Source organism: Streptomyces sp. AM25, assembly GCF_058146165.1.
In genome coordinates, this window is record NZ_JBKIWN010000003.1 from 108,471 (window position 1) to 130,894 (window position 22,424).

At 73.2% G+C, this 22,424-nt stretch carries 4 protein-coding genes; all 4 read right to left on the minus strand.

The genetic code is table 11. The features are described from left to right. Positions 1 to 19: 19 nt before the first annotated feature. The 4 genes from ACLHRZ_RS04605 to fabD are packed head-to-tail and all read right to left on the minus strand — an operon-like array spanning position 20 to position 22,229. Entirely contained in the window at positions 20 to 19,105 is a 19,086-nt protein-coding gene (locus ACLHRZ_RS04605) for an SDR family NAD(P)-dependent oxidoreductase (RefSeq protein ID WP_490416936.1), read from the minus strand. Next, complete coding sequence (gene asnB, locus ACLHRZ_RS04610; RefSeq protein WP_490416937.1) at positions 19,102 to 21,072, minus strand: asparagine synthase (glutamine-hydrolyzing); 1,971 nt, start codon at positions 21,070 to 21,072, stop codon at positions 19,102 to 19,104. The genes ACLHRZ_RS04605 and asnB overlap by 4 nt, the downstream gene beginning before the upstream one ends. Then, positions 21,060 to 21,332, minus strand: a complete 273-nt coding sequence (locus tag ACLHRZ_RS04615) for a phosphopantetheine-binding protein (RefSeq protein ID WP_490416938.1) — start codon at positions 21,330 to 21,332, stop codon at positions 21,060 to 21,062. Before ACLHRZ_RS04615 ends, asnB begins: the two co-directional genes overlap by 13 nt. Positions 21,333 to 21,335: 3 nt before the next feature. Beyond that, a complete protein-coding gene (gene fabD, locus ACLHRZ_RS04620) occupies positions 21,336 to 22,229 on the minus strand; it encodes an ACP S-malonyltransferase (RefSeq protein ID WP_490416939.1) in 894 nt (297 codons plus the stop codon). Between the last annotated feature and the right edge of the window lie 195 nt (positions 22,230 to 22,424).

Sequence of the window (22,424 nt, forward strand, 5' to 3'; positions counted from 1 at the left end):
AGTGGGGACGGAGTTCCGGTCAACCGACGTGCTCGGTCAGCCACTGGTGGACTGCTGCGGCGGTGGTGGCGGCGTCCTCTTCGAGCATCGAGAAGTGATTGCCCGTCACCTCCCGGCGGGTGTGCGGAAGGCGCCAGTCGGGCCGCCAGTCCGGCAGGCCGTCGCCGAGCACCTCCTGCAGGCACTCCTGCTGCGCCCCGACGAACAGGGTCGGTACGGCCACCGGGCCGGGCTTCCAGCCGTCGAACAGCTCCGCGTACCAGGCCATGGCGGTGAGCTGGTCGTCCTCGACGGGCAGCTGCGGGAACTGGTCGACCAGCCGGCGGGTGATCGTGGCCATGCCGCGGCACATCGCCGTGCCCGTCGACCCGGGGGAGTCCAGCAGCACGAGTGCGGCCGGCGGGGTGCCCAGGGCCTCCAGCCTCCGGACGGTCTCGTGGGCCATCCAGCCGCCCGACGAGTAGGCCGCGAGTGCGAACCTCCGCCCGGCGAACCGCTGTTGCAGGGTGCGGGCCAGCCGGTCGGCCGCCGCCTCCAGGGTCTCCGGAAGCGGCTCGCCGGTGCCGTAGCCGGGCAGGGCGGCCGTCCACACCTCGCGCCGGTCCCGCAGTGCGGCGGCGAACTTCAGGAACTGGTACGCCCCGGTGGGCGCGATCAGCGAGGGCAGGCAGACCAGCGGGAGGTCGCGGGCGCCGTCCGCGAGCCGCATGGTCTCCGGCTCGGGGCCGCCGGCCGCGTACGTCGGCCGCAGTTCCGCGGCCGCGGTCAACAGCGCGCTGATCCGCTCCAGTTTGCCCGTCCGGGCCGCCGTGCGGAACAGCGTGCCGAGCCCCTGCGCCGCGGGCGCCGGTTCGGGGACCGGCACCGGGGCCGCGGCGGGCTGCAGGCGGGCCGTCAGCGCGTCGACACGCTCACCGCCCTCGGCGAGGAAGTGCTTCGCGAGCGCCTCCACCGACTCCGCGTCGAAGAGCAGCGTGGACGACACCTCGCCCAGGTCCTCGCGGAGCGCGTTGGTGAGCTGCAGGACGAGGATCGAGTCCATGCCGTAGTGCGACAGCGGCACCGTCGGGTCGATCTTCTCCGCGGGGATCCGGAGGGTCTCCGCGGCCTTCTCGCGCAGGTACGCGGTCAGTGTCTCGCCGCGGTCCGCGACGGGCAGTTGCGGCGCGGGCTCGGGGGCCGGTGCCGGCGCCGCCGCCTCCTGCTTACGGACCGCCTGCACGGCGACCCGCTGGCGCGTCACCCCGTCGCTCTCCGCCGCGATGATCCGCTGCCCCAGCGCATCCGCCTCCGGCAGCATGAAGACCACCGACGGGAAGCCCTCGCCGTGCAGCACCTCCCGCCAGCTCTCCGGCGACAGCGCGGGCGAGCCCGGGATGCGCAGGGGCGCGTCCTCGAACAGCCACCAGCCTTCGAGCAGACCGAACGTGAGGTGGCTGAAGACGTCGAACTGCGCGAGCTCGTTCAGCAGCAGCCAACCCCCGTCGCGCAGCGCCGCCTTGGCGTTGCGCAGCGTGTTGCGGGTGTCGCTGGTGGCGTGCAGGACGTTGGCGGCGATGACCAGGTCGAAGCTGCCCGCCGGGATGCCCTGGCCGGTGAGCGGCTGCTCCGCGTCGAAGCGCGTGCACGTCAGGTACGGCACGTCGGGCCCGTACTCGGTCCGCGCGCGGTTGAGGAACGCCTTGGACAGGTCCGTGTACGTGTAGGTCTCGATGTGCTCCTGGAACGGGCGCAGCGCGGCGAACATTCCCACGCTCGTACCGCCCGTGCCCGCGCCGATCTCCAGGATGCGCAGCCGCGCACCCGGCTCGCGGCGCAGCCGCTCCGTCACCACGGAGACCGCGGCGTCGGCCATGGCCCGGTTGTAGGTGTCGGCCACCCGGTTGTTGCGGTAGCAGCCCTCGACGAGCTCGACGGAGCCGCGCGGGAACATGACGTCCGTCGGGCGCGTGCGGCCGGTCAGGATGTCGGGCAGGGCCCGCAGGGTGGCGTCGACGAGCGCGAGTTCGGCCTTCTTGTCCGGGTCGGCGGACCAGGCCGCGCGGCGCTCGTCCCACTCGCGGGTGAGCACGTCGAGCGGCGGGACGGAGCCGGGCGCCATGCGCAGCGCGTGGTCGAGCCAGGTGGCGTACCGGTCGAGGATCCCGGCCCGTTCGCGCGACGCCGTGCTGTCGGCGCCGAGCGCCTGCAGGTGGGCGCGGGTCAACCGGGCGAGCATCGGGTCGCGTTCCGCCGAGCGCCACTCGGCCATCGTGCGCAGCGTCTCGCGCGCGTCCGGCGCCGCGGCCCGTGCGGTGACCGCGTGGGCCGGGATGCGCTCCGCAGCCCGTCCGTACACCGTCGTCCGCGTCGCGGGATCGATCGCTTCGAGGGCGTCGAGCCCGGTCACCTTGACGAAGCCGGCCTGCGCCTGCGGACCGCCGAGGAGCGTGCCGAGGGCCTCCATGCCCTCCGGCGGCTCGATCGACAGCAGCCCCCACCGGGCCATGTGCTGCTTGTGGAAGTCGGAGGCGGCGCTGCCGATGCTGCCCCACCAGCCCCAGTTCATCACCTTCACCGGGCAGGTCCAGTGCCGGGACAGCAGGTGTGCGTAGGAGTCGGCGAAGGTGCACCCGGCCGCGTAGTTGCTCTGCCCGGCCGCCGTGCTGAACGACTGGAGCGAGGAGAAGAACAGGACGAAGTCGAGCGGCTCGCCCGCAAACGCCTGGGCCATGGCGGCACTTGCGTCGACCTTCGCGGCCAGGGCCGCGCGGAAGTCGGACTCCTCCATCGCGGCCAGGGTCTGGTCGCGCAGCACGAGCGCGGCCTGGATCACGCCGTCGATCCGCCCGTACCGGTTCTTGATCTCGGCGTGGGCGCGGCGCAGCGCCGCCGGGTCGGTGGCGTCGGCCGCGATGTAGTGGACCTCGCCGCGGCCGTGGATCGCGCGCAACTGTGCCTCGACGGATGCGTCGTGCGCCCGGCGCCCGATCCACACCACGCGCGCTCCGTGACGCTCCACGACGTGCTGTGTCCAGGCCGTGCCCAGGCCGCCCGCACCGCCGATCACCACGTAGACGCCGCCCTCGCGGTACGGGGCCGCGGGCGCGGGGCCCGTGGCGCACGGGGCGAGCCGGCGGCCGAGCCACTGGCCCGAGCGGAGCGCCCAGGTGTCGCCGTGGGAGTGCGCGGGCAGGGCCGTGAGGCCGGCGGGCCAGACGGTGTCGTCGAGGTCGGTGCGGCGGACGGTCCAGTGCGTGTACTCCCGGCCCAGGGAGCCGAACAGGCCGTGCAGCCCGGCGTGGGCGGGCAGGACGTCCTCGCCGGAGTGCGTGACGAGGGCGCGTCGCGTGACCAGCGTGATGCCCAGCGGGCGGGCGTCGTGGCCCGTCCGCACCAGGGCCTTGATCATGCGGAAGGCGGCGATGACGCCCTCCTCCTGCGCGGCGACGAACCCCGCCGCGTCGCCCGGTACCGGCGCCGTGCCGGGGGCGATCCACACGAGGTGGTCGAGCGGGCCCTCGGCCTGCAGGGCGCGGGCGACCGCGTCGACCGGCGCGTCCGGGGCGAGGCGCCACGTACGGCAGTCGGGGTGATCGACTGCTATCGCGGCTCGCTGCGCATCCGTTCCGCCCACGACGAGGACACGGTCCTGCGGGGCGGGGACACGCTCACCGGCCGCCGGGACCGTGTCCCACACGGGCGCGAAGTAGGCGGGCACCGGCGCGGGGGAGCGGCGCGAGGCGTAGCCGGTCATGCGGACGCACACCGTGCCGTCCGCATCGAGGAGATCGATGTCGAGCCGCTCGACCGTGCTGCTCGTCCGCCCGGAGTCCGCGGTGCGGACGACGGCCCACATCGAGGACGTGCAGGGGGCGAAGAGGTCGAGCCGGTCGAGGGCGAAGGGCACGGTCGTGTCCTCGGACGCGCTGTCCTCGGTCAGGTGCAGGGCCATGGAGGCCTGGATGGCCGAGTCCATCAGCGCCGGGTGCAGCACGTACTCCGCCTCGCCGTCGGCCGTGGCCGGGAGGTCGAGCCGGGCGAGGACGGTGCCGGGCCCGGCGTGGGCCTCGCCGATCGCGCGGAGCGCCGGGCCGTGCGCGATGCCCATCGACACGAGCGCCTCGCCGATGCGGGCCGCGGACACGGGGTCCGGGCACGCCGTGCGCAGGGCCGCGAGGTCGGCTCGCGCCGGGCGCGGACCGGTGTTCCGGGCGACGCGTCCCTCGCTGAACACCGTGGCGTCCGCGGTCACTTCGAAGGAGACCCCGCCGTCGTGCGCGGGCTTCACCCGGACGTCCACGTCGAGGGGCGTGCCGTCGCAGACGAGCGGCCGCACCCAGGTGACGTTGCGCATCGTGAGGGGTTCCGCGGCGCCGGCCCCGAGCGCACGGGCCGCGGCCTCGCGGGCCATCTCCAGGTGGGCGACACCGGGCAGGACCCGGCGGCCGTGCACGAGGTGGTCGCGGAGGACGGATTCGTCACCGGTGAGTGTGACGGGGGTGTGGAGTGCGGCGCTGCCGGCGGGCGGTGCCGTGGGAACGGCCGGGGCAGGAACGGGCGGTGCCGCTCCGACTGCCGGAGCAGGCACGGGGCGTGCCGACCGGCGCGGCGGCTCCGGTGCCGCCCAGTGGCTCTCGCGGGCGAACGGGTACGTCGGCAGCGACACGCGGTTGCGGTCGCCCGGTGCGAACAGCGCGGCGTGGTCGAGCGCGGCGCCCTGCACGTAGAGGCGCGCGAGCGTCTCCAGGTCGCCGCTGCGCACGGGGTCGCCGCCCGCGGGCGCCGCCTCGCCCGTGAACGCCCGTGCCCCGCCCAGGCCTTCGTCCAGGACCGTCAGGAGCTCGTCGCGGTCGCGGACGACGCACGCGAAGCGGTGGCCGAAGTGCTCCCGCCCGGCCAGGAGCGTGTAGGCGATGTCGCCGCAGTCCAGGGCCGGTTCGCGGCGGCAGTGCGCCGCCAGGCGCGTCACCTGCTGCGCGAGCTGCTCGCGCGAGTGCGCCGACAGCACGATCAGGTGTGCGGTGCGCGGGGTCCGGGTGTGCAGGGCGGCCGGTGCCTCCTCGATGACGAGGTGCGCGTTCGTGCCGCTCGCGCCGAAGGAGCTCACCACGCCGCGGCGCGGACCGGCGCCGGGCGCCTCCCACTTGTGGGTGCGCGTGGGCAGGTAGAACGGGCCGGCCGCCAGGTCGACCGCCTCGTTGGCCGTCTCGAAGTGCAGGGACGCCGGTATCTGCTCGTTCTTCAGCGCCAGCAGCACCTTGATCACACCGACGACGCCCGCCGCGTGCTGGGCGTGGCCCAGGTTCGTCTTGACCGAACCCAGCGCGCAGTACCCGGTCCGGTCCGTGCCCTTGCGGAACGCGCGGGTCAGCGCCTCGAACTCGATCGGGTCGCCGAGCTTCGTGCCCGTGCCGTGCGCCTCGACGAGCTGGATCTGCTCGACGTCGATGCCGTAGGACGCGTACACCTCGCTCAGCAGGCTCTCCTGCGACACCGAACTCGGCGCCGTGATCCCGTTCGTCGCACCGTCGTGGTTGACGCCGGAACCGTGGATCACCCCGTGGATGTGGTCCCCGTCCGCGAGGGCGTCCTCCAGCCGCTTGAGGACGAGGACGCCGACGGCCTCGCCCGGGACGAACCCGTCGGCGCGGTGGTCGAAGGCGTGGCAGCGCCCGGTCGGCGAGAGCATCCCGGCGCGCCCGGCCAGGTCGTACAGCCGTGGCGTGCTCTGCACGTAGACGCCGCCCGCCAGGGCCATGCTCGTCTCGCCCGCCCACAGGTCCTTGCACGCCAGGTCGATCGCGACGAGCGAGCTCGAACACGAGGTGTCGACCGCGATGGCGGGGCCCTTGAGGTTGAGGAAGTACGAGATGCGGCTGGGGACGAAGGAGGCCGTGTTGCCCCAGAAGGCCTGGGCGGGCGCGTTCTCGCCGACGACGTTCTGGTAGTCGCCGTCCCAGCAGCCGACGTAGACGCCGCAGCGGCGCTCGTTCATCTGCCGGCCCGCGTAACCGGCGTCCTCCAGCGCCTTCCAGGACTCCTCCAGCAGCAGCCGCTGCTGCGGGTCCATCACCGCGGCCTCGACGCCGGAGATGTTGAAGAACAGCGGGTCGAACTCGTCGATCCCGTCGAGGAACCCACCGCGGGTGCAGCGCGCGCCCTGCAGGTCCCAGCGGGTGGCCTCGGTGACGAGGTCGTCACCGGCCGCCAGACGGTCCCACAGCTCGTCGGTCGAGTCCGAACCGGCGAACCGGCCGCTCATCCCGACGACGGCGATGGGCGTACGCCCGGTGCTCCGCGGAGCGGGGACGGGGACGGGGGCGGCAGGGACGTTTACGGGTGCGGGTGCGGGTGCGGGTGCGGGCACGGGTGCGGCGTTGCGGTACTCCTCGCGGATGTGCGCGGTGAGGCGGTCGGCCGTGCTGTGGTCGTAGATGACGCTCGTCGAAAGGTCGAGCGACAGCGCCTCGTTGAGCTCGTGCACGACGCGGACGGCGAGGATGGAGTCCAGGCCGTAGTCCGCGAAGGCGAGCGCGCCGTCGATCTCGTGCTCCTGCATCGCGAGCGCCTTCGCGAGCGTCTCCCGCACCATGCGCGGGAGTTGCTCGTCCAGCGTGACGTTCATGGTCTCCTCCGGCTCCGCGGTGGGCGGAGCGGACGTGATGGTGCCGGTCGTGACCGGGGCGAGGTCGCCGATCCAGTAGCGGTCGCGCGCGAACGGGTACGTGGGCAGGGCGATCCGGCGGCGCGGCGCCCCGGCGTCCAGGGCACGCCAGTCGAGGTCCGCGCCGTCGGCCCAGAGGGCGGCGAGCCGGCCGAGCTTGCCCGCCCGGCCCCAGCGCGCCACGAGGAACTCCTGGAGGTCCTCGTCACCGGCGATCTCCGCGAGGATCCCCCGGGTGTGCCCGGCGGTCCCGCGGTGGACGCCCGCCGCCGTGTCGCCCTCGGCGAGGAACGCGCCGAGCGCGCGCCGCAGTTCGGCGGTGGACGAGGCGACGGTGGCCAGGCGCTCCTTCATCGCCTCGCGCCCGGTCTGGAGCGTGAAGGCCACGTCCGCCACGGCGACGTCGTGCCGCTCCAGGAAGCCGGCCAGCCGGGCGGCCGCGTCGCGGAGCTGCTCCGGCGTCCGTGCCGACAGGACGACGAGGTGCTCGCCGTCACCGGCCGCCGGTGCGGCGGGGGCCGCGTACTCCTCGTACTCCTCCAGGATCACGTGGGCGTTGGAGCCGCCCGCGCCGAACGACGAGACCGACGCGATGCGCGTCCCGTGCCCGGGCTGCCACGGAGCGAGCTCGCGCTGCACGAAGAACGGCGTCCGCTCGAAGGCGATGTTCGGGTTGAGGGTGTCGGCGTGCAGGCTCGGCGCGAGCTGCCGGTGCTGCATCTGCAGGACGGCCTTGGTGAGGCCCGCGATGCCCGCGGCGGCCTCCAGGTGCCCGATGGCCGACTTCACGGACCCGAGCGCGCAGAACTGCCGGTCGGCCGTGTCCTGTTCGAAGGCCTGGGTCAGGCCCGTCACCTCGATCGGGTCGCCGAGCTCGGTGCCGGTGCCGTGCGCCTCGACGTAGCCGACCTCGCGCGCCGAGACGCCTGCGCGCGTCAGCGCGTCGCGGATCAGCTCCGCCTGGGCGCCCGGGCTGGGCACCGTGTAACCGTGCGACCGGCCGCCGTGGTTGATGCTCGTCCCGCGGATCACCGCCAGCACGCGGTCACCGTCGGCGAGGGCGCGCGACAGCGGCTTGAGGAGGACGGCGCCGACGCCCTCGCCGGGGACGAACCCGTCGCCGCCGTCGCCGAAGCTGCGGCACTCGGGGCCGGCCGCCAGCATGTTCGAGCTGCACAGCTCGATGTAGTCCACCGGGTGCAGGTAGAGGTTGACGCCACCGGCGATGGCGAGCTCGCACGCGCCCTGGTACAGGTGCTCGCACGCCTCGTGGATCGCGGTGAGCGACGCCGAGCACATGGTGTCGAGCGTCAGGCTCGGGCCGCGCAGGTCCAGCACGTACGAGGTACGGGCGCTGAGCGAGGCGAAGGACAGCGCCGGCACCACCGTCTCCCCGGAGGGCAGCCGTGCCGCGCCGTGCCGCGCGTGGCCGGACTTGGTGACCCCGGCGAACACGCCGACGCGCCGGCCGTGACGGCGCGCGAGCTCCGCGCGGGCGTACCCCGCGTCCTCCAGCACCTCCCACGAGGCCTGCAGGAAGAGCCGCTCCTGCGGGTCCATGGCGTAGGCCTCGCGCGGCGAGATCCGGAAGAACAGCGGATCGAAGTCGGCGAACCCGTCGAGGAACCCGCCCCACTTGCTGTAACTGCGGCCGGTGGCGACGGCGGTCGACCGGTCGGGCTCGAAGAACCCGTCGAGCGGCCAGCGGTCCGTCGGCACTTCGCCGATGCCATCGCGGCCGGCCTTGAGGTTCTCCCAGAACGCGGCGAGGTCCGGGGCGCCGGGGTAGCGGCCGCTCATGCCGATGATGGCGATGGGCTCGCGCTCACCGGGGGCCGGACGCTCTGCGGGGGGCACGTCGTCGTACGGCTTCGGCGGGAGGGGCGCCCCGTAAGGGGCGCGGGGAACTGCGCGACCAGCCGCGACGTGCCCGCAGTCGACTGCTGCGGCCTCGGAGTTCGTGCCGCCACGCGGGGCCGTACCCTCGGCGCCTGCGCGCCCGCCGAGTGTCGGCACCCCCGTCCACGCCCGCGCTTCCGGCGCGTACCGGTCCGCCAAGTGAACCGCGACCGCGCGCAGCGTCGGGAACTCGTAGAACAGCGTCTTCGAGACCTCCCCGAACACGGCCGACAGTTCCCTGTTCAGCTGCAGCACCGTGATCGAGTCGAGGCCGGCCGAGCCGAGTTGCTCGTCCGGGTCGACTGCGCCCGGTGCGAGCTTGGTGACCCGTGCGTACAGCGCCGTGAGGAGGCGGAGGGTCTCCCGGGCCAGCCGCCCGGACGGTGCGGCGGGCTCCGGCTTCGGTGCGGCGGGCTCCAACACCCGTGCCGGGTCGCCGTGGTGGACCCACACCCGGTCGGTGCCCAGTGCCCATGCGTCCGTCAGGGCCGCGAGGCCGTCGGCGGAGGCCATGGGGGACAGGCCCCGGCTCTGCCACAGGTAGGCCAGGCCGGCCTCGTCGACCGTCATCCCGCCGTCCTTCCACAGCGGCCACGCGACCGACAGCGTGCGGCCCGAGCACTCCCCGGCCGCCACGCGCGCAGCGCGCTCCGCGGCGAAGGCGTCGACGAACGCGTTGGCCGTGGCGTAGTCCGCCTGCCCGGGGTTGCCGGTGACGGCGGCGCCGGAGGAGAAGGCGATCAGGAAGCCGAGCGGCGCGCCGCCGATCGCGCGGTCCAGGTTGACCAGGCCGGCGGCCTTCGGTGCCAGCACCTCGTCCCACTCCCCGGCCGTCTTCCGCGTCAGGACCGCATCGCGGATCACCCCGGCGGAGTGGATGACGCCGTGGATCTCCCCCGCGCTCTCCCGGACGTGCGTCACCAGGTGGCGCACCTCCTCCCAGCGCGAGACGTCCGCCTGCTCGTAGCGGGCGTCCGCCCCCGCGGCCCGGAGCTCGCCGAGGAGCGCGTCGGTGCGCGCGTCCCGTGCGGACCGGCCGGCGAGGACGAGCACCGGCCGCGCCACGTCCTGCGCGATCCGGCGCGCGACGACGGCACCGATGCCGCCCGCACCGCCCGTGATCAGGTAGACGCCGCCGTCCCGCCACGGCACACCCGCACCGCCCGGCTGCGGCGCCGCCGGATCCCAGGTGCACACGGTGCGCACGCCGTCCCGGTAGCGGATGACGACGTGGTCGTCCGCCGCGTTCTCCTCGGCCGTCACCGCGACCGAACCGGCCCTGCCCTCACGGCAGATGACCTGGCCCGCCAGCCGCGGGTGCTCCAGTGCCGCCGTCCGCAGCAGGCCCTCCAGTGCGAGGTCCGTCGGTTCGTCCGTCAGCACCTGCACCAGCGTCCTGCCCTCGTACGCCTCGGACGCCAGCTCCCGGACGATCTCGAAGACCTGGCGCGAGACGTCCGCGAAGCGGCTGTCGGTCCGCTGCCGCGGCGACTCGGCCGTCAGACAGCGAACGCCACCCAGCGTGCTCTGCGCCGACGTGAGCGTCCCGCACAGGACCACCACGCGGCGGTCGTGGCGGGCGCCACCGGACATTGCAGGTTGCTCGGTCCAGCGCGGCGTCAGGAGCGTCGTACCGACACCGGTCCCGGTCTCCCGCCCGGGAATCCAGTACCGCTCCCGTGCGAACGGGTACGCCGGCAGATGCGCACGCCGCGGCGTCCGCGCACCGTACTGCGCACGCCAGTCGGGCACGTCCCCCGCGAGCCAGCGGGCGAGCACCGTCCCCGGCTCCGCGGTCCGGCCGCCGTCGCCCGCGAGGAACGCGCGGAGCCGGTCGGCGAGTTCGCCGTGCGAGGCCACGGTCCAGCCGGCCCGCTCGGCCATGGGGGCGCGCCCCGCCTGCAGGGTCCAGGCGATCGAGGCGAGCGTCGCCGGGCGCTCTGCCGTCTCCAGGTACTGCAGCAGGCCCGCCGCGCGGTCGCGCAGCTGCTCGCCCGTGCGGGCCGAGAGCGGGACGACGACGGCGGTCTGCGCGGCGGCGTCGGCACGGACGTCGCCGTCGGGCGCGTACTCCTCCACGACGACGTGGCAGTTCGCACCGCCGAAGCCGAAGCTGCTCACGCCCGCACGCCGCGGTGCGAGGGCGCCGTCGCGGTCGCGGAGGCGCTGCCAGGGTTCGTTCTCGCGCACGATGTGGAAAGGTCCTCCGTCGAGCTGGATGTAGGGGTTGACCTCGCGGCAGTGCTGCGTCGCGGGGAGGACGCCGTGCTGCATCGCGAGGAGCACCTTGAGGAAGCCGGCGATGCCCGCCGCGGCCTCCAGGTGGCCGATGTTCGTCTTCACGGAACCCAGCCCGCAGGTGCCGCGGTTGCTGCTCCCCAGCCGCCGGAACGCGGTCTGCAGCGCGCGCACCTCGACCGGGTCGCCGAGCGCGGTCCCGGTGCCGTGGGCCTCGATGTAGCCGACGGTGTCGGGGTCCGTGCCGCTCATGGCCGCGGTGACGAGCTCGGCCTGGGCGTCCGCGTTCGGCGCCGTCAGGGAGTTGGCCCGGCCGCCGTGGTTCTCGGCGCTGCCGACGATGACGCCCAGGATCGCGTCGCCGTCCCGCTCGGCCGCGTCCAGCGGCTTGAGGACGACGGCGCCGACGCCCTCGCCGCGCACATAGCCGTTCGCGTCGGCGGAGAAGGTCTTGCAGCGGCCGTCCGGGCTGAGCATCCCGGCGCGGTGGGCGCTGACGAACGTGTCGACGCTCAGCAGCAGGTTCACCCCGCCCGCCACCGTCACGTCGCACGCCCCCGAGCGGATGGCCTCGACGGCCCGGTGCACGGCGACGAGCGAGCTCGAACAGGCCGTGTCCACCGGCTCGCTGGGGCCGCGCACGTCGAGCACGTACGAGATGCGGTTGACGAGCATCGAGTGCGCGTTGCCCGTCGAGGTGAACGCGTCCGGCGGCGTGCCGTACGCCGTGAGGAGGGTGGCGTAGTCGGTGCCCGAGACGCCCAGGAACAGGCCCGTGTTCTTCGGGAGGTCCGCGGGTGTGTACGCGCTGTCCTCCAGCGCGTTCCAGACCGTTTCGAGGGCGAGGCGGTGCTGCGGGTCCATCAGCTCCGCCTCGCGCGGGAAGATCTGGAAGAAGCCCGCGTCGAAGGCGTCGACGTCGTCCAGGACACCCGCGTGCCGCGGGAAGTCGGACGCCTCGGCGGTGGCGCGGTAGGCGGCGTCGTAGCGGTGCAGGGGGAACTCCGAGACGGAGTCCCTGCCGTTGACGAGGTTCGCCCAGTACGCGGCCAGGTCGGGCGCGCCGGGGAAGCGGCCCGCGGCACCGATGACGGCGATCCGCAGGGGCGAGCCGTCGGGGGCGGGGGCCACCGGGGCGACGGCTTCCTCGACTTCGAAGGTTTCGACGGCCGGCACCTGCGCACCCAGCTCCGCGACCAGGTGCCTCCCCAGCGCGTCGAACGTGTTCACGTCGAAGAACGCCGCGGGGCTCAGGTCGGCGCCGAGTCGCTCCTGCACCTGCTTGGCGAACGACACGAGCGAGATCGAGTCGAAGCCGAAGGCGTCGAACGTCGTGTGGACGTCCAGCTCGTCCGCCTCGAACTTGAGGATGCCCGCCGCGATGTCGCGCAGCTCGCCGATCACGGAGGCGAGCACGCTGTCGGCAGGGGCGGCCTGCACCGCAACAGACGCAGCAGCCTCCTCAGCCTCCTCGTCGCAGTGCACCCCGGTGAGCTCGCCCAGCACCGCGCCGCCCCGGCTCAGCAGCCGGACGCGTCCGGCTGCCAAGTCGCAGACGACGTACGCGGTTTCGGCGGTATCGCCGTACAGCCGTACCTCGTCGACCCCACGCGGCGAGGCCTTCGCCGCGAGGTGCACCGCCTGCGCGACGGCCGCGAGGACGAACGGCGGGACGGTGACGTTGCGCCGCGCGTGGTCCCGCTGGAGCTCCGGCGTGGCGACGCCGAGGACGATCCGGCCGTCGCGCAGCCAGTACGCCTCCGTCAGCCCGGAGAACAGCGGCTCGTACTCCACTCCGTCCGCGGCCAGTTCCGCCAGGGCCTCCGCCTTGCCGAGGGTACGCAGCGCGGTGTCCAGCGAGAGCGGCTCGTGAGCCGGCGCGACCCGGCCGTCCCCCGGTCGCACGGTGAACTGCGCGACCGGCACGCGTGCGCCCGACGTGCTCTCCGCCGACACGACACCGGAGGCCGTGCCGTTACCCGTGACGGCAAACTCCGTGACCAGGCGCTCAGTTGCCGTCCAGTCGGCCGGATCAGGCATCCGGAGGCCGTTGACCACCGCATCCGCAGCGAACCCCGAGACCCGGGCCGCGGCGAACGCCGACTCGACGGCGAACGTCGGGATGATGCCCGGCTTCCGGCCGTGCTGCAGCCCGTAGTCCGCGAGGTCGCCGAGGTGGACGTCGAGGCCGTAGCGCAGGCCGTCGACGTCGGACTCGTTGCGGCCGAGCAGCGGGTGGACCTTGTCGCGCAGGGCGAGCGGCGCGAGCACGGACGGCGCGCCGTCCTCCTGCTCGACCCAGCAGCGCACCCGCTCGAAGGGGTAGGCCGGGAGGGACACGCGCCGCTGCGGGCGGGTGTCGTCCAGCAGCTCCCAGTCGGTCCGCTTGCCGCCCGCCCACGCGGTGGCGAGCTCGCGCGCCTTCGCCGTCCGCGGGTCGGCGTCCGCGAGGGCGGCGGTGAGGTCGTGGTCGCCTGCAAGATAGCGGTCGACCGCCTCGGCGGCCGCGTGCGCGTCGCGTGCCAAGAAGGCCCAGCGGCGCGGGAGTTCGTTCTTGCCCACGCGCAGGGTGAAGGCGATGGCTGGCAGGTCGGACTCGTCGGCCCCGGCCAGGTACGCGCGGAAGCGGGTGAGGTACGCGGCGAGCGCCTCGTCGGTCATCGCGGAGAAGACGAAGAGCTCGGCGCGCCCGTCGTGTTCGCGGTGCGGGGCGCCGGCCGCGGGCACGTACTCCTCCAGGACGATGTGCGAGTTCATCCCGCCCGCACCGATCGAGGTGAGGCCGGCGCGCCGTGGGTGGACGACCGTGCGTCCGCCCTCGGTCGTGGTCACCGGCTCCCACGGGGCGAGTTCGCGCTGCACCCGGAAGGGCGTGGCGGCGAAGTCGATGTCCGGGTTGAGCTCGGAGCTGTGCAGTGACGGCACGAGCGTGCCCTCGCGGAGCTGCAGGAGCACCTTCGCGAGGCCGACCATGCCGGCGGCGTGCAGCAGGTGGCCCATGTTGGACTTCACCGAGCCGAGGGCGCAGAACTGCGTGGCGTCCGTGTGCTTCCGGAAGGCGGTGGTGAGCGCCTTGACCTCGATCGGGTCGCCGAGCGAGGTGCCCGATCCGTGGCCCTCCACGTAGCCGATGGTCCGCGGGTCGACGCCCGCGTCCTCGATGGCCTTCTCGACCGCGCGCGCCTGCATGTGCGGGTTCGGGACGGTGAACCCGTTGCGCACACCGGCGTTGGACAGGGCGGTGCCCTTGATGACGGCGTACACGTGGTCGCCGTCGCGCTCGGCCTCGACGAGCGGCTTGAGGACGACGGCGCCGACGCCCTCGCCGAGGATGGTGCCGTCCGCGCCGAGGCCGAAGCTGCGGATCACGTCCGAGGTCGCGGTCGTGAAGTGCTCCTGCGACGACGAGACGAGGTTGTACGGGTGCAGCAGGAGGTTCGCGCCGCCCGCGACCGCCATCCGGCACTCGCGGTTGCGCAGCATCTGAACGGCCTGGTGCACGCACGTCGACGAACCCGAGCACATGGTGTCGAGGAAGACCGACGGACCGGTGAGCCCGTAGAAGTACGACAGCATGTTGGGGAGCGTCCCCGTGTAGCTGCCGCTCGCCGGGGCCCCGCGCGTGAGGTTGTTCTGGAAGCCGTACAGGTTGTAGTGGTTGCTCATCGTGCCGACGAGCACGCCCACGTCGCCCTGGTACCGCCGCTGGATCGTCTCCCGCGAGTACCCCGCGTCCTCCAGCGCCTCGACGCCGGCCTGCAGGAAGAGCCGCACCTCCGGTGACATCCGCTCGGCCTCGCGCTTCGAGATGCGGAAGTAGCGGGGGTCGAACTCGTCGATGCCGCGCAGGAAGGTGCCCGTGCGGATGACGCTCTTGCCGAGAACGTCGCGGTCGCGGCTGTACAGGGCGTCGTGGTCCCAGCGGTCGCGGGGGACCTCCTCGAAGCTGTGGCGGCCCTCTTCGAGGACGGACCACAGCTCGTCGAGCGTCTCGGCGCCCGGGTAGCGGCCGGAGATGCCGATGACGGCGATGTCGTGGTAGTCGTCGCGCGTGGCGGCCGGTTCGGCCTGAGGGACGGGTGCGGTGGCGAAGCGGGCGCGCGGCGCGCGCTGTTCCACAGGGGCCGCCGGGGCCGCCACGGCCTGCCCGCCGCCGAGGACGGCTTCGAGCCTCTCGCGGTGCGCCTCCGCGAAGTACCCCGCCACGCCCTCGACGTTCACGTACTCGAAGAAGATCGTCTTCGAGAGTGGGCCGAAGACGTCCTCCAGGCGTCCGGTGGTCTCCAGGATGCTGAGCGAGTCGATCCCGTACTCGACGAGGTTGACCTCCGGGTCGATCGTCCCGGGGTCGCGGTGCAGCACCTCGCCCAGAAGCCGCTTGAGGAAGACGGCCGTCCGCTCGGTCAGATCGCCCTCGGCGATGGGTTCCGCGACGGCTGCCGGCACCGGTGCGGCGACGGCGCGGCCCTCGGGGGCCATGGTCGCGTCCGTTCCGTACGCCACGACGACGTGCCCGGGCCCGTCGCCCAGGGCGCTGCCGAACACGCGCAGGCCGGGCTCCGTCGGCAGGGGCTCCCAGCCGCGCTGCCGGCGCATCGCCTCCTGCGTCACGGCGTCCACCGTCATCCCGCCGTCCGCCCACAGCGGCCAGCTGAGGGCGACGGTGCGGCCCGACCGCTCGCCGACGTCGGCGAGCGTCCGCCGGTGCCCGGCGAAGGCGTCGAGGAAGGTGTTGGCGGCTGCGTAGTCGGACTGGCCGGAGTTGCCGTAGACGCCCGCGACGGACGAGAAGACGGCGAAGAAGTCGAGCGGCAGATCGCGCGTCGCCGCGTCGAGGTTGAGCGCGCCGCGCACCTTCGGCGCCATGACGGCCGGGAGGTCGTCCGCGTCCTTGTGCAGGACGTACGCGTCGCGCAGCACGCCTGCCGCGTGGACGATGCCGTCGAGCGAGCCGTGCTCGCGCAGGATCGTGCGGACGGCGCGTTCCACGTCGTCCTTGCTGCCGACGTCGGCGGGGACGAAGTGGGCGTCGACTCCCGCCTCGCGCAGTACGGCCAGGGCCGCCTCGTCGGCGGTCCTGCCGCTCAGGACGACCGTGGTGCCCGCATGGCGTGCGAGGTAGCGGGCGAAGTGCCGGCCCAGGCCGCCGAGTCCGCCGGTCAGCCAGTAGACGCCGCCCTCCTTCAGCGGCGGGACCTCCGGGCCGTCGCCGAGCGCGACGTCGGCGGGGCGCCACGCCTGGCGGGTTCCGTCCGCCGCGTAGCGGATCTCGGCGTCGGCACCGGTGTCCGAGGCCTCGGTGCGCAGAACCTCCGCGAGCCGTGCGGGGGTTGCGGAGCCGAGCCCCGCGATGCGCACCACGCGGCCGGAGACGAGCGGGTTCTCCAGGGCGACGGTGCGGAACAGGCCGGTGAGCGGGGCGTGGAAGTGCCGCGGCACCCGGTCGTCGACGAGGACGACGCAGCGCTGCGCGGTGCCCGGCCGGGACGCCACCAGTTCCTTCACCCGTGCGAAGACCGTGCCCAGCACGGCGTCCACACCGTCGGCGACGCGGTCGGGGGTGACGTCGGGGAGGCGCGTGAGCGTGAAGTCCCCTGCGGGCGCCGCGGTCTTGCCGGCGACGAAGCCGTGCAGCGCGGCGGCGCCCTGCCCGGCGGGCGCGGGCGCGTCGGTCCACTCGCACGTCGCCGTGACGACGCGGCCGGTCTTCTCGGCGACCGTCCGCTGCACCAGGCCGCGCAGCCGGACGGCGACGACGCCGTCGGCGTCGCACAGGTCGATGTCGAACGTGTCGAGCACGCCGTCGCCTTCGCGCCGCCGCACCCAGGCCCACGTCTCGGCCGGGCACGGGCCGTGGACGTCGATCTGCTCCAGCGCGAACGGCAGGACGGGGCCGCGGGCGGGAGCGTCCGCCGTCTCGGCCATCAGGACCAGGGATGCCTGGAAGGCCGCGTCGAGCACGCTCGGCGGCAGGACGAAGTCCTCGTCCGTGTTGGCGCCCTCGTCCGCACCGGCCGCCGCGGGCTGCTCGATGCGCGCGAGGAGTTCCCCGGAGCCCAGCCGGATGTCGCTCAACCCGCGCATGGCGGGCCCGTACTGGAGGCCCTGCCCGTCGAACGCCGCGTAGACGTCCGAGGCATCGCGCGGCGTGGGGCACGCGGCGCGCACGGCGTCGAGGTCGAGCGTCACCGGCTCGCCGGGCGCGCATGGCTCGGCGGTGCCCTGACTGTGCACCACGGCCGACGGGCCGGAGTACACCTCGAACGCGATCCGGCCGTCGTCGCCGGGGACGAGCCCCACGTGGACGTCCACCGATGCCGCGTCCGCGACGAGCGGCCGCAGCCACGCGACGTCCCGGAGCCGCAGCAGCGCCCCGTCCCCGGTGGCGTACTCCACCGCCGCGCGGGCCATCTCCAGGTAGGCCACTGCGGGCAGCACGCGGGCCCCGCGCACCTGGTGCGCGGCCAGGAACGGCTCGTCCCCGGTGAAGGCCGAGCTGTAGCGCTGCTCGGAGAGGTCGGAGGTGTTGCGGTGCACGAGCGGGTGGAGCACGGCCTGCCGGCCGGGCTGCGTCTCCGGTACCCGGAACCAGTGGCGTTCCCGGGCGAACGGGTACGTGGGGAGCCGCAGCCGGCGCCCGGGGCTGCCGAGTCCGGCCCAGTCGACGGTGCCGCCCCCGGCCCAGCGGGCCGCCGTGTCGTCGGCGGTGCCGTGGGCCGTGCCGTCGTCCAGCGTGCCGTCCACGAACTCCGCGAGCGCCGTGCGCAGTTCGGCCGTGTCCGTGACGACGAACGCCACGCGGGCGGGCATCGGTTCGCGGCCGGACTGCAGGGTGTACGCGATGTCGGCGAGGGCCTGCGGCGGGCGCAGCGCGGCGGCCACCTCGTCGCCGGGCTCGGGCGCGCGGAGGTGGTCGAGGAGGGCGCGGGCGACGGCGCGCAGCCGCTCGGGGGTCTTGGCGGAGAGGGGGACGATGTGCGGCCCCTCCTGCGCCTCGTGGTGCTCCTCGGTGCGGTGCTCCTCCAGCACGACGTGGGCGTTCGTCCCGCCGAAGCCGAACGAGCTCACGCCCGCGCGGCGCGGGGCGCCGCCGGCCGGGGCGGGCCACGGCCGGGTGTCGCCGACGATGCCGAACGGGCTGCCGTCGAGCTTGATGAGCTTGTTCTGCACCTCGAAGCCCGCGGTCGCGGGCAGCGTCCCGGCCGCCAGGGCGCCGATCACCTTGGCCATCCCCGCGACGCCCGCGGCGCCTTCGAGGTGCCCGATGTTGGTCTTGACCGAGCCGATGCCACAGGTGCCGGCCTCGGCCTCGGTGCCCTGCGCCGCGTGGAGGTTCGCGAACGCCCGCTTGAGGGCGATGATCTCGATCGGGTCGCCGACGGGCGTCCCCGGCCCGTGCGCCTCGATGTACGAGACCGTCTCCGGGCGGATGCCGGCGCGGTCGTAGAGGCCCTGGATCAGGTCGGCCTGTGCCGCCGGGTTGGTGACCGTGAGCGAACTGGTCCTGCCGCCGTGGTTGGTGGCGATGCCCTTGATGACGGCGTGGACCGGGTCGCCGTCCTCGACCGCCTGCGCGAGCGGCTTCAGCAGCAGGACGGCGCCGCCCTCGCCGCGCACGTAGCCGTCGGCGTTCTGGTCGAAGGCGCGGCTGCGGCCGGTGCGCGAGAGCATGCTCGCCTGGCTGAAGGCGACGAAGTGCTTCGGCGACCAGGCCAGGTTGACGCCGCCGGCGAGCGCGAGGCCGCATTCGCCGTTCTGCAGCGCGGAGACGGCCTCGTAGACCGACACGAGCGAGGACGAGCACGCCGTGTCGTTGGTGATGCTCGGACCCTGGAGGTCGAGGACGTAGGAAATGCGGTTGGCGATGATGGAGTACGCGGTGCCGGTGGGGAAGTAGACGTCCGTCTTGACGCCCTCGCGCTCCATGAGCTCCGCGTAGTCCGCGTGGCACACGCCCATGAAGACGCCGGTCTTCGTGCCCGCGAACTCGCTCGCGCGGTATCCGGCGTCCTCGATGGCCTTCCAGGCGAGTTCGAGGGCGAACCGCTGCTGCGGGTCCATGCTCTCCGCCTCGCGCGGGGAGATGCTGAAGAACGAGGCGTCGAAGCAGTCGGCGTCTTCGACGAACCCGCCCCAGATACTGCTGGTCTTCTCGGCACCGCCCTTCGGATCGCCGAACCAGCGTTCCTTCGGCCAGCGTTCGGCCGGCACCTCGGAAATCAGCGACCGCCCGGCGACGAGATGCTGCAGGAGCTCCTCGAGGGTGTCCGAGCCGGGGAATCTCAGGGCCAGGCCGATGACGGCGATGTCGTTCGTGCTCATGCGCCCCGCCTGTCCACGATGGTGTGCAGTTTCAGCTCGGCATCCGACGGGGTGCCCATCACGTCTTCCCTGTTCATCACGAATTGCCGGTGGAGAAGGGCCGTCGACAGCAGATAGACGAACGCCTGGTCCTCCTTGGTGCTGATCTCCGCGTCGGGGGTGGACATGACCTTGTCCACGAGCTTGCGGGCGAAGACCGGGTCGACGCAGTCGAGCTTCCCGAGCTCGGCGTCGGAGAGCAGCAGTTCCAGGTAGTCGGGCCGCTGCGCCTTGAACACGGCGCTGCCCGGTGCCTTGTACGGCTGTTTGCGCCGGGTGATGCTCACCTCGGGCAGCTCGCCGCGGAACGCCTTCTTGAGGATCTCCTTCTCGGTGAATCCGTCGTCGAACCGCAGATTCACCGATGCGGCCGCCCGCACCACCGCCGGGTCGAGGAACGGGCACCGGTTCTCGACACCGTGCGCGAGGCCCATGCGCTCGCCCTGCGTCGAGAGGAGATAGCCGGGGAGCAGCGTCTTGTACTCCAGCCACTGCGCCTTCTCGACGGCGGAGAGCGCGGCGTAGCCCGGTGTGGTGCGGACGAGTTCGAGCAGGTCCGCGAAGGGCTCGGTGCGGTCCTTCACCAGGCGGGCGGCGAACCGGCCGTTCTGGTAGCGCAGCTCGTGCGAGAAGAGGCCGGGCAGCTGCTCCACGGAGAACTGCCGGAAGAGCCCGGCCATGTGCTTCTGGTGGGCCGGGCCGAAATGGGCCAGCTCGGGGTGGAGCGCGGCGAGTTTCGCCTTCCGCTCCTCGTCCGGCAGCTCGTTCCAGGAAGCGCGCAGCAGCGTCTCGCGGAAGAGCGAATAGCCGAGGAACGCCTCGTCGGCGCCCTCGCCGCTGAGGATCGTCTTGATGCCGGCCGTGCGCACGTGGCGCGACAGCAGGTACATGGGGACGAATGCGGTGCGGAACGAGGGGACTTCGGCGTGGTGGACGGCGGACGGGAAGGCCTCGGCGATGTCGGCGCCCGTCACGGCGATGGACGAGTGGCGGGTCCCCAGGTGGGAGGCCACGGTCTGCTGGCTGCTCGACTCGTCGAAGGTGCGGTCCTCGAACTCCACCGAGAACGTGCGCACCTCGTACGGGGAGAGGTCCGTCGCGAGCCGGGTCACGATGGACGAGTCGAGGCCGCCGCTCAGATAGACGCCGACCTCGACATCGCTGCGCAGCCGCAGCTCGACGCTCGTGCGGAGCGTCTCGCGGACGTACTCCGCCGCCTCGTCCTCGGTGCCCGTGAACGGGTCCGCGACGAGGCCGAGTTCCTCGTAGGTGTGCAGTGCGCGGTGCTCCCCGCGCACGGTGAGGACGCTGCCCATCGGGAGCTGGCGGATGCCCCGGAAAGGGGTGCGGTCGGGCAGCGGCGTCCACACGGAGTAGATCGTTTCGAGCTCACGGGGGTCGAGCTCGAAACGGAATCCGGGAAAGGCGCGGAAGGCCTTCATCTCCGAGGCGAACAGGAAGGCGCCGGGGCGGTCGGCGTAGAAGAGCGGGCGCTTGCCGTAGCGGTCACGGGCCAGGAAGAGCTCGCCCGACTCCGCGTCCCTAATCGCCAACGCGAAAGCGCCGTTGAAACGCGGCAGGCACGCGGGTCCCCACTGGATCCAGGACTGCAGGACCACTTCGGTGTCCGAGTGGGTGCGGAACACCCGGCCGAGCCGTTCCAGTTCGGCACGGAGTTCCAGGTGGTTGTACAGCTCACCGTTGAAGCAGATCCAGTGGCGCTCCGAGGCGTCCGGCATCGGCTGCTGCCCCGAGGCGAGGTCGACGATCGCCAGCCGGACCATGCCCATCGCGATGCCGTCGTCGAGGTAGTAGCCCGCCTCGTCAGGCCCGCGGTGCCGGATCTGCGACAGCATCGCGGTGACGGTCTCGGGTGCCGCGGCGCCGCCCTGGAGCGACGGCGCGAGGAATCCGGCTATCCCGCACATGCAGTGTCCCCTTGGCGTTCGGAGAGCTTTGCGGCCACGAAGCCGTCGATCGCGTCGAGCGAGACGAAGACGCTCGTGAGCATGTCCTCGTCGGATATGCCGATGCCGAACTCGTCCTCCAGGAAGCTCATGAGCTGGATGTAGCCGAAGGAGTCCATGACCCCGGCCTTGAAGAGGTCGCTGCCGGACGTGATGTCGCCGCCGAACTCGACCAGGAAACGGTCCTCGACGAACTGCCGGATCTTCTCTGTTCTGTCCACGTGTCAGGTCCTGTTCGGGGCGGAGGAAGCGGTGGCGGGGGAGAAAGAGGGGGAGGAGGCGCGGATGCCGTCGACCATGCGCAGCAGGGACTTGCCGCCCACTTCCTCGCACTCCAGGGGGGTGCCGTGGGCGAGCAGGCCGCGAATGCTGTCCGTCCAGCGCACCGGAGCGACGAGCTGCTCGCTCAGCGTCCGGACGATCGCGCCCTTCTCGTAGGGGCGCCCGGTCACGTTGGCGATCACCGGGGCCGTCGGCTCCGCGAAGGTGAACTGCCGGAGGAATTCCTCGAACGCGGCGCGGGCCGGCTCCATGTAGCGCGAGTGGAACGGGGCGCTGACGCGCAGCGGGACGCAGCGCACGTCCCGGCGCTGCAGCGCCGCTTGCGCATCCCGCAGCACCTCCGACGGGCCGGCGATGACGAGCTGGGTGTCCGTGTTGTAGCCGGCCACGTCGACCCCCTCGACGCCGTCCTGCGCGAGGATGTCCCGCAGGCGCTCCTCGGGGGTGTCCATGACCGCGGTCATGCCGCCGCCGGACGCGGCGGCCATGAGCTCGCCGCGTCGCTGGACGAGCCGCAGGCCCGTCTCGAAGTCGAAGGCCCCGGCGGCCAGCAGGGCGTTGTACTCGCCCAGGCTGTGCCCGAGATAGCAGTCGGCCCGCCGCTCCTCGCGGTGGGTGCGCTCGAAGGTCAGCAGGGCGTTGACGGTGTAGAGGGCGGGCTGGGTGTGGTCGGTGCGGGAGAGCAGGCCGTCGGGGTCGTCGCGGCACAGCGCGACGAGGTCGTAGCCCAGGAGGTCGCAGGCGAAGCGGGTGAGGCCGGGGTAGCGGTCGAAGACGTCCGCTCCCATTCCCCGTGACTGTGCGCCCTGTCCAGGAAAGAGAATCGCGAATGGCATGGGGGCTTGCTGGTCCCTGTCTGCTGTGCGGTCTGCGCCGGGGTCCGGTCCGGTGCAGTGTCCGGCCGGCGGTGGGGGGTCGCCGGCCGGCGCTGCCTCATCGTGCGTCACCGCCCTTGCCGTGGCCTGGTCGGGACGCTGGCGGCACCTTGCCGCCCGGGCTGCCGTGCTTGCCGATTCCTTGCAGTTGGCTTG